Origin of the sequence: Epilithonimonas mollis, assembly GCF_900142325.1 — a bacterium.
Taxonomy (GTDB): Bacteria; Bacteroidota; Bacteroidia; order Flavobacteriales; family Weeksellaceae; genus Epilithonimonas; species Epilithonimonas mollis.
In genome coordinates, this window is the sequence record NZ_FRAM01000003.1 from 378,971 (window position 1) to 393,031 (window position 14,061).

Here is a 14,061-nt window from a genome sequence, read left to right on the forward strand (position 1 = left end):
AAATTACTGAATATTGAGAGTATTAGTATCTAAATTTAGCGTAATTGTACGATTGCCTGTCCCGGTTACTTTCCATTTAAGGTCTGTAGCATCGCCTCCTGCACATTTTATTCTTTCCTGAAAATTTGTGTTAGAAATGCTTTGATCCTGAATCACTGCCACTAATTCGGTACCGTCACACCACGTTGTATTGAATTTAGTAAATTTAAATGATCCTGCGTTAAGAGTTCCTGTCCAGGTGTAAATATTGCCATTTTTGGTCATTGGAGTCAGTGTTCCCATATTCCATGCGTTTGGCGTTGCGTCACCTATGAGGTAAACATTTACAGGCTCAAACTTAATTGTATTACTGGCAGTGTTGAGTGTGATCAAATATCTTCCGGCCGCCGATGAGCTGACTTTCCATTTATTATCAACAGTACAGCCGGAATTTTGTTCCACGCCAGTTGCATTCAGATCCTGGTTATCTACCAAAGGGCGGTACCAATTTCCGCACCAGTCACCTTTCGATCCCGTTAATAACTTAAAATGTCCTTCTTTCAGGCTACATTCCAAAGTAAAAATAAAAGGATTGTCCTGATCCTGCTTAAAAGCTACCGGATTATCCACATCCCAGCCGCTCGGTGAAGCGTCTCCAACGATCCAAACATTATTAAATAAAGGACTGTTCATTTTTTCAATTTTTATGCTTAATGTCAGCACATTAACAGTTACCCTGTAAAGGCCCGGATTATCAACTGTCCATTGCAGATCTGCACCGCTCCCACCTAAATTATAAGTCATCTTTGTATCATCATTAGGATCCCTGGTGTAAAAATCCTGGCACCAGCAGTCACTCTGGGAGGTTGCAAATTTGAAGTTCCCAGGTTTTAATTGTCCGTAATAAATAAATTCTGCAGGATTATCCGCATTTTTTGTAAGGGCGGTAGACTTTGTGATATCCCAGCCATTAGGAGATGCATCACCTACAATATACAATGTTTCCGTAAATGGCTTGAACGGCGTCAAAATAAAATCGACTACTGAAACTTGCGGCTTAACCGAGTTATCTGCAAAAGTTGCTGTTACCTTAGCCTGCATCGTAACGGCTTTACCTGGAGTTGCTCCGTAATTGTTGATTAATAAACTATTGAGATCTCCAATCAGTATATCGTAAGAATAAATATTTTTTCCGATATCGTACGATTGAGATTTGGAGAAATTGTTTTCTTTTTTATCAATTTCCAGCTTGTAAGTGATGGCTGAGTTGGTTCCTTGATTGTTAGCAGGCGTCCAGCTAAAATTGAATTTGGAATTATACATTGCCGGAAGCAATTCTTCGATATCTGATGTTTTTACGGATAACTCACTGATTTCGTAATCCATAGATCCCAACTCTTCGCGGCAGGCAATAACTCCCAGTAAGACAAGCGGAAGAATCCAGAAGAACTTTTTGCTCCAATGTTTTATATTTAATTTTGTTTTCATAATTCGAATAATCTTTATTTTGATTAATATCCAGGATTTTGTGTCAGATTAGGATTTCTGTCTCTTTCGATCTGTGGAATCGGAAGAAGCAAATGTTTGGTTGTTGCATTGGTTTTTCCTATAGAATGCAGGAAGTCCAAACCGTATTGTCCATTGTTTGTTCTAATCAAATCGAACCATCTATGCCCTTCGAAAGCCAATTCCATTCTTCTCTCATGAAGGACTTTTTCACGGAACGCTAACTGAGACAATCCGGAGGCGACTGAGCCAAGACCGGCTCTTGATCTCACGGCATTAAGTGGAATTGCTGCTAAGGCTGTTTGTCCTAATTCATTAAGCGCCTCTGCTTTCATCAGTAATACCTCGGAATAGCGCATGACGGGGAAGTTAAGCGGACTGTTATCGTAAGATGGGAATGCGGAAAGTGGGACCAGAAATTTTCTTACATTATATCCAGTCAGCGAGTAGTTTGATTGGTATTCTTTGCCATCATAATCGGGGCAACCCTGATAAAAAATAGTTTTATCCTTTCTCTTGTCACCGGTCTCATAGTTGTCCACAAACTCTTGTGTTGGCTGATTCCATCCCCAACCGCCGGCAACGAAGTTAGCACCACGAGGTCCCATAAAAGTGCTTGTCCAGGACGATTGATTCTCATTGCTCCAGAAATCGTAACCACCCGTGGATGCATACTGAACTTCAAATAATGACTCCTGGGAGTTTTCCGTCGCAACGTTGAAATTATCTGAGTAATCTGCGTTCAGAGTGTAACCCATGCCTTCCAGCTGAGTGCTTAAATCTACCACTTTTTGCCAGTTCCCAAGCGTGAGATTGACATTTGCCAAAGCACCGATAGCTGCCCCTTTGCTGGCTCTGCCTTTGTCCTTGTCACCATATGTTTGTCTGGTTGGCAATAATTGGATTGCTTTTTCCAGATCTGACACGATCAATTTATAAATTTCAGATTTTGGCGCTCTGGAAGGATAAAGATCACCATTGACATCCTGCGGTTCTGTCACCATAGGAACATCCCCGAAGAATCTCACCAAAATAAAATAATAATGTGCTCTAAGAAAATAGGCCTCTCCCAAACTTCTGTTTTTGATATCGTCGGCAATATTGAGTGTTGGTGCTGTTTTTATAATGATATTAGATGATAAAATCCCCGGCCAAGGCCCTCTCCAAAGATCCAAAACCCCGGGGTTATCTGTGCTGGTTACAAAATTAGAAAGCTGAGTTGTTTCCAGACCGTCATCACCACCACCGGCTCCCACGATACTGTTACCGGCGAAGATATCAGTGGTCCACATTCTCATATTGTAAAGTTTTGGACGTTGCAAAGGCTGATATGCACCATTGACTAATGTAGTCAGTTCGTCAGCCGTTTGCGGGTAGTTGTTTGTATTAATCGTATCCAGTGGCTGTTTGTCTAAAAAATCATCGCTGCATCCCAATGAAGTGAAAGCGATTAAAGCAAATAGTGTAATTTTTATCTTTTTCATTGTTATTAAATTTAAAATCCTACATTAAGGCCAAAAGAAATGGTTGTGGTAATCGGATACGTCCCGTTATCAATGCCATTAACAGGAACTTCCGGATCGAAACCTCCGTACTTGGTCCAAGTCACTAAATTCTGTGCAGAAGCAAAAATTTTGATCAATTTGAAATTTTCTCCAAATACACCTTTTGGCAAAGTATAGCTTAGCATTACGTTTTTTATTTTCACATACGACCCATCTTCTATATATCGGTCACTCACTCTCGAGTTTTGGTTGGGATCACCATAGATGGCTCTTGGCATTGTAAAACTTGTTCCTTCGCCTGTCCATCTGTTTAAAACAGCTGTGCTCTGGTTGGTAATGATAGCCATATTTTCTGTATACATTCTGTTGGCATTGAAGATATCATTGCCGTAACTTCCTTGTAAGAACACACTTAAATCAAAACTTTTATAAGTAAAGGTGTTATTGAGAGAAAAGGTGAATTTTGGATTCGGATTACCGATAACCGTACGGTCCTTATCATTAATCACACCATCGTTGTTAAGATCTTTGAAACGGATATCTCCAGGCGCTGTGCTTGTCGCAGGATTGGATCCCGGCATTTGTACAGCGTGGAGATTGACTTCTCCTTGATTTTGGAAAATACCATCGGTTACATAACCATAAAATACATTCACCGGAAAATTGTTCTGGATAAGTCCTATAGTGCTGTTTAGGCCTCCGCTGGCTGTAATGATCGGTGTCTCACTGTTGATATTGACTACATTATTCTTATTATAAGAAAATACAGCATCTGTGGACCATTTGAAGTTTTCTCTTACGAAGTTTTTAGTCGATAGAGTGGCTTCGATACCTTTATTCTGAATTTTACCGGCATTGACAGACGGCACAAAGACATCCGAGTAACCGGAAGTGACCGGAACAGACATGGGCACCAGCATATCATTGGTATTTTTAACATAAGCATCAAGAATTAAACTGACCCTGCTATTGAACATATCCAAATCAAAACCGGCATTATATTGTTCCTGCCCCTCCCATTTTACATAGGGATTAGGTAAAACCGTCGGAAGCACTGACGGCACAAAAACATTATTGAAATTATACAGGTAAGTATTGTAAGTGGAAGCAAAACTGTAATTGCCGATATTTTGGTTACCCGTTATACCATACCCTAATCTAATTTTCAGGTTATTAACTGTTCTGGAATCTTTCAGAAAGTTCTCGTTGGAAATACGCCAGGCTACTGCAGCAGAAGGAAACCAACCCCACTTGTTACCGTCTCCGAATCGGGAAGAACCGTCTCTGCGAATGGTTGCTGTAATATAATATTTACCCGCAAAGTTATAATTGACCCTGCCTAAATAAGACATAATAGCCCATTGTGATCCGCTTCCATGGGGAATTGGCTGTAAGGTACCATTATCGATCTGCTGCGTACTTTCACTTGCAAATTTCTGGATAGACGCATTTAAGAATTTGAAATCATTGTTCTGTGCACTGCTACCAATTACGGCATTGATGTGATGATCACCAATAATTTTGTCATAGGTCAGGGTATTGTCCCAAAGCAGGGTTATGCTTCTGTTATCCCCTTCATATAAATAAGAATTTTCCTGAGATTTTGCACCCCATACGTATTTTGGAGACCAGGTTCTGTCGTACCAGATATTAGCTTCAATACCCCCTAAGGATTTGAATTTCAAATCTTTGATGATTTCTGCCTCTGCATACATATTACCCTGGATGTTGTAGCCTTTAGTTGTCATTTCCACAATGTTGGCTTTACCTATAGGGTTATCGATATCGCCATACAGCATAGGATTTGAGCCTGGTCCGGCATAGTTACCTGAAGGATCATAAATTGCTCTTGTCGGCAAAGACAAAAAAGTATTCTTGATATCGTAATCACCTTTTTTCTTGATATCATGCTGAAGTTTTACACTATTCCCAATTTTAAGAAAAGGCTTCACTTTGGTATCGCCATTCAACTGAACAATGTATCTGTCATAACCGGTGTTAAGTACCACACCTTTTTGACTAAAATAACTGGCGGATACGTAAAGATTGCTTTTCTCAGTGCGGTCTCCATATGATAAAGAGTAATTAGACATCAGCGCAGGACTGAAAAGAGCTTTGATCCAATCAGTACCTTTGCCTAATGAAGCCGGATCATTGAATTGCGGATTGCTTGCCATCCCTGCATTGATCAGCATTTCATTGTTTAGCTGTGCATATTGTGATGCATCCAGCATCTTTGGCATATGACCCACACTCTGTATCCCCGTGAATGTGTCAAAATTCAGAACGCCGCCTTTCGCACCTCTTTTAGTCGTAATAATCACCACACCATTTGCGCCTCGGGAACCGTAGATCGCTGTAGAAGAAGCATCCTTCAGGATATTGATCGATTCTACATCACTCATATTGATTTGATTAAGTCCACCGTTCAAAGGCATTCCATCCACAACAATCAGAGGGTCGTTATTCGAGATTGTCCCTGTTCCTCGTATACGGAAGGTCACGTTGCTTCCGGGTTCGCCGGAATTGAATACATTAACCCCGGATGCGCGGCCCTGGATGGCTTGTCCGATATCTGCAACAGGCTGGTTTTCTGCTTTAGTCAAGTTAATTACGGATACAGAGCCTGTCAGATCCTTAGCTTTTGCTTTGCCATAGCCAATAACAACAACTTCATCAATTTTTTGTTCTTTCTGTAACGTGTCAGTTTGCTGAGCGTACAAATTTCCTGAAAAATAAACTGCTGCAATTGCTAGGGTGCTTCTCAAAAATTTTGGTTTCATTTATAATTGGGTTTTTATTTATTTTATCATAATTTTCTGTCCCTGGATTCTGTTCTCCAGATTGACATTGAGTAAATAACTTCCTTTGACCATATCAGACACATTGATCTTGCACTGCTTACAATCTGTCTTTTCAAATCTGATCAATCTACCGGTCATATCATAAATTTCATAGCTTTTTATCAATTCTTTTTCAGATGAAATAAAAATGTTTTTATCAGCAGGATTTGGATAAATGGATAATAATCTTTTATTGGTTTCGCTGGCAGACAAGCTATTATAGATTTGATATCCCAGTGTCATATCATTGAAAGTGATGTTGTAGGTGCCTTCCAATGAAAGACTGAATTTGATATTAGGTCCACCGCCTGTTGACAGCTGCGCATACCCTGTAGTCCCTGTTGCGTTTCCCCAATCCTCGCCGGACCAGTTAGAAGTATTGGCGAATTTCAACTCATGACCGCCTGCCTGCACCATTATATTATTCATCGTCCAGACATCATTCTGTAATGACATCGGTTGTAGTAGCCAGCCATTAAAACTTCCTCCAACATACATGTTTTCTTGATGATGTGGCGTAAATTTGATATTGTACTTTAAAGTCAAATCATTAAAATCGATATCATAAGTACCGGGTGAATTGATTGTGAATTTGAGGTTGCTTCCACCTCCTGTTGTTTGCTCAACCGTACCGGAAAGTCCATTGGCATTTCCCCAGTCTTGACCGCTGAAGTTGCTGGTATTTGCAAATTTGAGTTCATAATCACCAGCAAGCAGGATTTGATTTTTGATCTTCCAAATATTATTTTCCATCGTCATTTCATTCATATTCCAGCTATTATAGGTTCCGCCTACAAACATTTGAGCATTGTGGCCTCCACTGACATTAAAACTTTGCACCTGTGGCAGAGCCGCGCAAAAACCGTTGCCACCAGCTTGTTTTGCAATAACTGTTACCATTCCGTTTACACCATTTAGCTGGATCTGGTTATTAATGATCTTTGCAGGTCCAGAAGCTACTTCAAAAGTGACAGGCTGACCGGCAGATGAGTTTGCGGCAGGACTGAAGGCCGGATCATTGGCATTTTTATCTGAAATAGTTGGGAAAGTAATGGTTTGGCTGCTGCATGTTTCTGTTGTGCTTTTTACCAGTTTTAGCACCACACAGCCATGTGGCGGTACTGTCACAGAAATATTGCTCATTGTACCAAGATTGGCGTGCTGCCAAAGATCCCTTACCATAACCTGTCCCGCTATACCAAGTTGACTTTGGAAATTCATAGAGCGAATCTGGGAAGTTGTTTCCCTGTTGAAAAATCCGATAATCCAGTCACCGTTATTAAGTTGTCCTCTCCATATCTGGCTGTTTGTATTTTTAGGATCATTACTCAGAGGTTTTCCTACAAACTTCGCAGCATTCAGCTCCAATATTTCAGAATTCTGATATAACCATAGGTCATTGCCGATGGTATTATACTGATCCGCAATGGTAACCGGACCTCCGGCAAGAACATTGAGAGAAATCACAGTTCTTTTTTCGGTATCATTTGCAAACGTATTGATTCTAAGGAAATCACCATCCAGCTGTACTTTTTTACCTCCTGTGACTTGTGACCAATACACAAAACCGTCAAATGCATTGGCATATTGCGACCAGTTCGTATAGTGATGTCCCCTGTCTTTATCACTGAACTTATACCATGTTCCCTCGCCGGCATCTTCATTAATTCTGAAAAGATGACCGTATTGTTGTTCCAGTTCTGCAATATTAAAGAGATTTGGCATGACCAAGCTCAGATACACACCATTGGCATCACATGCCTCACGCATCCATCTCAATGCTTTTTCATACTGAGCTTTTGTTCTTTGTGGTCCTACGGTTCCTAAATTTCTGTCATAGCCGGATTCAAACCAGGACAGAAAATCCACTCGCAGATACCTGATGCCCATGTCAGCATAATATTTGACATAACCTTTGACATATTCTTCTGCACCAGGTCTGTCAACCTGAACCCACTTAAACCAAAGGCTCTGTTCATTGGGATCAAGAAGTGATGAAACATTAATATCAGTACCGGCAATTTTTTTGGTGTTATCATTCGGATCTACGTGCAGCCAAAGCGGATTTTCATACATGCCAAGTGTCATACCTTTATTTTGTAGAAATTGAGACCACCAGGCATAATCGTTTTGCCATTTTATAGAATGGCTTTTTCTGTATCCGTTTTCATTGATCTGACTAACGTCACCCCAGCCATCCATGCAAACCATATTATATCCGTAAGATTTCAGATTCTGATCCAGCCAATTAATGTTATCCAGCAATGCTTCCTCTGTAAGATAATTATCTTGTATACCAGCCATCTCCCTTGTAATATGATATTCATAAGGGTTCCAATAAAGAGGTGCTTTATAGGGGTTTTGAGAATAACTAATACCGAAAAAGAATAGCATACAAATATTGATGTTTATCCATTTAAAAACGTTGTGTGTTTTCATAATTTGAAACAGAATAATATTAATAACAGTTCATTAACTGAATGTTAATTGATTATTGCTAATATATTTCGCTTATGGAATGAAAAGTGCCTGCAATTAACATTGCAGGCATTTAGGTAAACAAATCTGAACGTTTTACAAAAAAAATACACTAATAATCAATTATTTATGAAATAAACAGGTATAATAAAAAGTAAATACTAGTGAGAAGAAATGGAATCAATTTGCATTATTCTCGCTTCAAAATCATCATTTTCAATGACCGATTTTGCTTTTACTTTGCTTCGATAATTATAAATGGTTCTCAAAGAGTATCTTAAAAAGTCAGAAATCTGAACAGAATCATTTATTCCTAACCTTATCAAAGCGAAGATGCGTAGCTCTGTATGCAGGCTTCCAAATTTTATATCATATTGCTCGTTTGGTTTTAAGAGTTTATTGACCTCTTCGACAAAATTCGGATAGATCCTGAGGAAAGCGCGGTCAAAATTTTGATACAATTCATTAAGATCCATATCAGTATTTTTCTTATTATTGACCATTTCCGAAAGTTTATCCAATTGTCCTGTAGAGAGTCGTCTTGAAATAAGGAGTTTATATCGGTCGAATTTTTCAAGATAAATTGAACACTGGTTAATAAAAAACCCAATATATTCTTCTTTGATATGATTGGCTTCATCCAGTTTCAGGTTCAGTATATTAAGATCCCTATTCGCTGCCCTGACTTCTTTCCTTGATTTTACAATTATTTTTAACTGGCGTATCACCAAGTATGTTACCATAGCGAGAATAATTAACATAATACTGATTGTCCAGACAGAAAATTGCAACTTTCTGTTCGTATTATTAACCTGAAGCATGTAAGCCTTTTCAATAATGGGCTGCACCTGGCTGATCTGGAAAGTTCTGAAACGGGCATTATAAAAGTTAGCGTCCTCTATCGCAGACTCAAGAAAGCGATAGGCAGTATTGTAATCGCCTTCCTTGTATAATAGAAATGCAAGTTCCTGTAGTGATCTATTCTCTGTAGTGGCAGATTCTATATCCTCGATCGATGATAGTGCAAGATATTTTTTCTGATTATTCGTGTTTCCAATTTCACCTTCGGCAAAGGCTTTACAATAATATCCGATTGCCTTCAGTCTGGTTTTGGGAGGAACAGATATTATAAACTTATCGATATCGGATATAGCTTCCTTCCATTTATTATTCATCTTATTGATATTGTACTGGAAAAGATATCTGAAGACAGGATCTTTTGAAGAGGCAAGTCCTTTGTGATAATACTCCATCAGTTTTATTTTATGGGCATTAGCAAACATTTTATTGCTCTTACTATATTCATAGAGGTTTGTATAAAGAGATTCTGCGGTAGAATCATATGAAAACAGTAAAGGTTGAGGAACATCTTTTCCAATGCTGTCGAGAATTATCTTGGATTCAGTAAAAAGCCCGATAGAGTTAAGCAGGTTACTTTTTTTGATCAACGTCTCATAACGCCAGTTTTTATTATGGGTCGAATCAGCCAGCATAAGATTCTTTTGAAGATAGTTAATAGCGGAATCGCTTTGGTATCCGAAATAATTATCTGCAATGTCTCCATTGATACCATATCTTTGTTTAACATCGGAGCCTGCATTCTTAAGCTTGGCCTTCAATCCCACAATCAACATTTCTCTCTGTTGACGGAAGACAGATTTGACAATTATAAGTGAGTCGAGATTTTTGATTTCTAAGCCTGCATCACTAATTTTTGGGGTGTCATGACAAGAAATACATAGTGCCAAAACTATACATAAAACGAAAGAACTTATTGCATTGCGGAAAATCATTTCATTCTGAAAATTTAATTATTACTACAAATAAAGAATAAAAAACTGGAATTCCATATTCTGCAGATATAAATTTGATTGAAATAAATTTGATTGAAATAAATTTGAATGTGATGAATTAAAAATGGTGATCCCAAATAATTTATTGATCAGATAAGAGCCGAAAAAACAGCAACCTTATTCAATAGTAGAAGTGAAGCAATTTTACATTCAAATCTCCATTTCTCTTTATTTATTTTTCACCCTATCCACCGCTTATCTTCTGCTACTCGTAAAGCATCGGCTTTACTGTTAACGGACAGCTTCTGATAAATATTACGGATATGGCTGCGCACCGTTTCCTTATTGATATAAAGCTCAGCAGCAATCTTAGTATAGGTTTTACCTTGCGCTATTCCCTGTAAAACTTGTGTTTCCCTTTCGCTCAATGGCGAGTCAGAAGACAGTTTGAAGGACTTGACAACCATACTCGCAATATTCAGGCTCATAGGGGCACCGCCTGCTAAAGCCTCATCAATAGAATGCAATAATTCCTTCATCCCCAGATTTTTGACAATATATCCCGAAGCACCAGCACAAAGTGACTGGAAAACCTTGTTACTATCTTCATACACCGTGATGATGAGAACAAGCGTCTGCTGATTTTGTTTCAATATTCTGGACGTTCCTTCAATCCCGCTCATTCCGGGTAAATCAATATCCATTAAAACGACATCCGGACTGTCTCTTTGAAGATAACGAAGTGCTTCCTCACAATTATCATAATCTTTTACCAGCTCATACTTGCCCGAAGCCTTTATAACTTCAGCAAAGCCTTTCCGTATATCACGGTTGTCTTCTATTATTACAATTCTTTTCATTTTACAATAATTTTACCGTAACAGGAAGTCCTATAGAAATACTGGTTCCCTGGTCACTCTTTTTGAGCTGATATAAAAAAGACGACCTTTCCGCCCTGCGCTCTATATTTTTTAGCCCATAATGTTCGACATCATCGTCTGCATCTTTCCAGATACCATTATCTCTGAGTATATACGTCACAAGCTCCTCATGATAAATCATCTCCATCAATACCTCTGTTGCACCGGAGTGTTTGATCACATTATTCATTACTTCCTTGAATATGAATATGAGGTTAAGAGCCGCAAAAGAATTCAGCTGCTGCAGATGTTGATGTTTTCCGGAAATAGAAGACGAAAAATCCACATCGAACTGATTGTAGAAGCTCTGACCATAGCTCTTCAAATATTCGAAAAGTGTCCCGGGATTGTCACTGTCGTTATTGAGATTCCAAAGAAAATCTTTGCTTGATGCATACAGTCCATTACTGTTGGTGATGATACTTTCTATTAAAGGTAAAATTTCGGGGTTGTCCTGGAACCGAAGCTGTAAGACAGTTGCCTGACGGTTAATGGCCGCCAGCATATTACCGGTTTGGTCATGAAAATCCGCAGCTATACTCTGGCGCATACTGTTAAGCTGCTCGGTACGCTGACGGACAGCCTCATCCAAAAGATTGATTTTCTGATCCCTGAGCGCAATTATTTTTTTCCGGCTTGTCTCATTGCTGGAAAGTGAATAGGCAAGAAAACTACCGAGAAATGCCGTGATAAGGCAATGCATGAAAAGTGCATATAACGGGCTGCCTAGCAACATGCTCAATACTTTGTAATCCTCATTGCTGACTGTAAGATAATAGATAAAACTCAGATAAATGATATTGCTAATTATAGCCAGCCAACCCCATTTCTTATCAGCAAGTATACCACCGAGCAGAAACATATGGACAATGCAAATATTGGTTGAATAAATCAGACCCGAATCCTTGAGCCAGTAATAAATGATAAAGTAAGTCAATATACCGGATACGATGTTAAAAAAGCGATAATGACCAGTATATTTAATTCCAAAAAGGGTTATTAGATTTCCTGTAGCATTCAGGTAGAACATCCAAAGATACTCGCCCATATCATACCAGATCAACAATATCGGGAAGATGCATGTGGCTGCAGTACCCATAAAAATCGTACTGGCAATTGTAAACAGTTCGTGATAGCGTGGATGGTCTTTACTTTCCCGCACACCCGAAGGTAAAAACCAGTTAATAAGTCTTTCTATGATCATTGTTTGTAAAATTAATATAATTCATTACAGCATCAGCAAATCGGTATGAAATTCACCCAATTTGGAGGATTGACTCGTTGACAACTCTCGCAATAAATTTGTAAAATAAATAAAGATATGAGATTACGACTATAAATTAATTCCCAAAATAAAACAATTGTTAGAAATTTTGAAATACATCTTTAAGAATTAACCGAGCATCTGATTATTAACCATTAAATTTTATTATATGAAAAAATCATTATTTTATTATTTCTTTTTTATACTATTATATTCGAATTTTAATTGCCAGAAAACTTATTTGGATACATCTTTCGGTAATAATGGAATGGTATCAACACCGCTCTTTACTCCTAAGACAATCAAGGTGCAAAACGATGGAAAAATACTGTTAGCTGGTGAATTTAAACGACCTAATTCAACTTATACAAATCACATCATTTATCGTTTTAATGCAGACGGAAGCGTTGATGAAGGTTTTGGTACAGATGGGAAAGTGAGCGGAAATACACCAAGCAATGAAACTGTTATGGGGATCTATGAAACACAGGACAACAAAATCGTCTTAGTGCTTAAAAGAACTGGTTCTGCCATTTTTAAAAGGTTTAATTCTAATGGTACCGTGGATACGACATTAGGCACAAATGGGGAGAAGTTCTTTTATTTTTCAACAAGCTACTCCGGAATTATAGACATTGCTCAAAGAATGATTTTAACAGAAGACAACAAAATTGTACTTACTGGAGCAACGCATAGATTCCCTATAATAACGACAATACCAGCAAAACCTTTTAGTTATGTGGTCCGTTTAAATCAGGACTTTACATTTGACACGACTTTCAACAACGTTGGCTATTGTAAATTTGAGAATATCATTTCCGATCTCAGTCTGGTAGACATCGACAAAAATGGCTCGATCACAACTGGTTTCAAAGGCTCTACGATTAAGATTCTTGCAAATGGACAGATGGATACAAGCTTTGGAAGTAATGGAATAAAAAATATAAATCTGTCAACCAATATCATTATCAAAAATCTAAAGATTGATAACAATGGAAACTACATCCTGAGCGGATCAATGGGCGGAACAGACAAGAGAGCTTTCCTAATGCGTTATAAACCTGATGGACAAGTAGACACCAGTTATGGAAATAATGGATATGCTTATATTACAAATAGCTCAGATAAAAATGAAACTGCTATACAGTCTGTATTTCTGGGCAATGGAAAAACTTTGAGCGCCATAGAGAAGTTTAAAAACGGGTTTGATTTCGGTCTGACATTCTCAGATAGCAGTGGAACAATTGATAGTACAATTGGAACTGAAGGTCAAATCATTACAGATATGGATAATGATCAGACAATAACCATCATTGAAAAACAAGCTGACGGCAAAATACTCGCAGCAGGATATGAATCTGAACGGATGATCCTTTTAAGATATGATTTCAGCGAAATCCTTGATGTCAAATCAACAAAAACCAATCAAAGCAGAATCTTTCCAAATCCTTCAAAAGATTATATTAATATAGAGTTAATGACTCCACTTTCAGATTATGTCATCCGTAGTGCTTCTGGCCAGATCATCGTAAAAGGTGTGACAAAAGATAAAAAACTAAGAATTGATATATCGCAATACAACAATGGCATCTACTACATTACTACTTCTGCAGGGACTTTTAAGTTCATCAAGATATAATTTATTTATTAGCAAAAGTATACTTTAATATCTTTCCACACTACTTTCTTTAATTATTAAAAGGCATAGATAACACTATGCCTTTTCTGATATTTGCTGTCAAATATAGATGCCCAATATGCCGCTCAATCAGT

8 protein-coding genes are annotated in these 14,061 nt (G+C 38.2%); 1 reads left to right on the top strand and 7 read right to left on the bottom strand.

Going from position 1 to position 14,061, the window contains the following annotated elements; genetic code table 11:
- Window positions 1–3: 3 nt before the first annotated feature.
- The 7 genes from BUA97_RS14025 to BUA97_RS14055 all read right to left on the bottom strand — a co-directional run bounded on the left by BUA97_RS14025 (window position 4) and on the right by BUA97_RS14055 (window position 12,228).
- Complete coding sequence (locus BUA97_RS14025) at window positions 4–1,467, bottom strand: SusF/SusE family outer membrane protein (protein WP_072999323.1); 1,464 nt, start codon at window positions 1,465–1,467, stop codon at window positions 4–6.
- A gap of 23 nt (window positions 1,468–1,490) precedes the next feature.
- Window positions 1,491–2,969, bottom strand: coding sequence for a RagB/SusD family nutrient uptake outer membrane protein (locus BUA97_RS14030; protein ID WP_072999325.1), 1,479 nt, complete (start codon window positions 2,967–2,969; stop codon window positions 1,491–1,493).
- Between the two features lie 11 nt (window positions 2,970–2,980).
- Entirely contained in the window at window positions 2,981–5,773 is a 2,793-nt protein-coding gene (locus BUA97_RS14035) for a SusC/RagA family TonB-linked outer membrane protein (protein WP_072999327.1), read from the bottom strand.
- A gap of 18 nt (window positions 5,774–5,791) precedes the next feature.
- Window positions 5,792–8,272 (bottom strand): T9SS type A sorting domain-containing protein, encoded by a 2,481-nt coding sequence (locus BUA97_RS14040; RefSeq protein ID WP_084081346.1) that lies wholly within the window; start codon window positions 8,270–8,272, stop codon window positions 5,792–5,794.
- Window positions 8,273–8,472: 200 nt separating this feature from the next.
- A complete protein-coding gene (locus tag BUA97_RS14045; RefSeq protein WP_139258330.1) occupies window positions 8,473–10,059 on the bottom strand; it encodes a DUF6377 domain-containing protein in 1,587 nt (528 codons plus the stop codon).
- Window positions 10,060–10,343: 284 nt separating this feature from the next.
- The gene (locus BUA97_RS14050) at window positions 10,344–10,964 is read right to left on the bottom strand and encodes a response regulator transcription factor (protein WP_072999334.1); all 621 of its coding nucleotides are present in this window, start codon (window positions 10,962–10,964) and stop codon (window positions 10,344–10,346) included.
- Between the two features lies 1 nt (window position 10,965).
- A complete protein-coding gene (locus tag BUA97_RS14055) occupies window positions 10,966–12,228 on the bottom strand; it encodes a sensor histidine kinase (protein WP_072999336.1) in 1,263 nt (420 codons plus the stop codon).
- A gap of 229 nt (window positions 12,229–12,457) precedes the next feature.
- Here BUA97_RS14055 and BUA97_RS14060 point away from each other — a divergent pair, with 229 nt between their 5' ends.
- Window positions 12,458–13,927 (top strand): T9SS type A sorting domain-containing protein, encoded by a 1,470-nt coding sequence (locus BUA97_RS14060; RefSeq protein WP_072999338.1) that lies wholly within the window; start codon window positions 12,458–12,460, stop codon window positions 13,925–13,927.
- Window positions 13,928–14,061 lie beyond the last annotated feature (134 nt).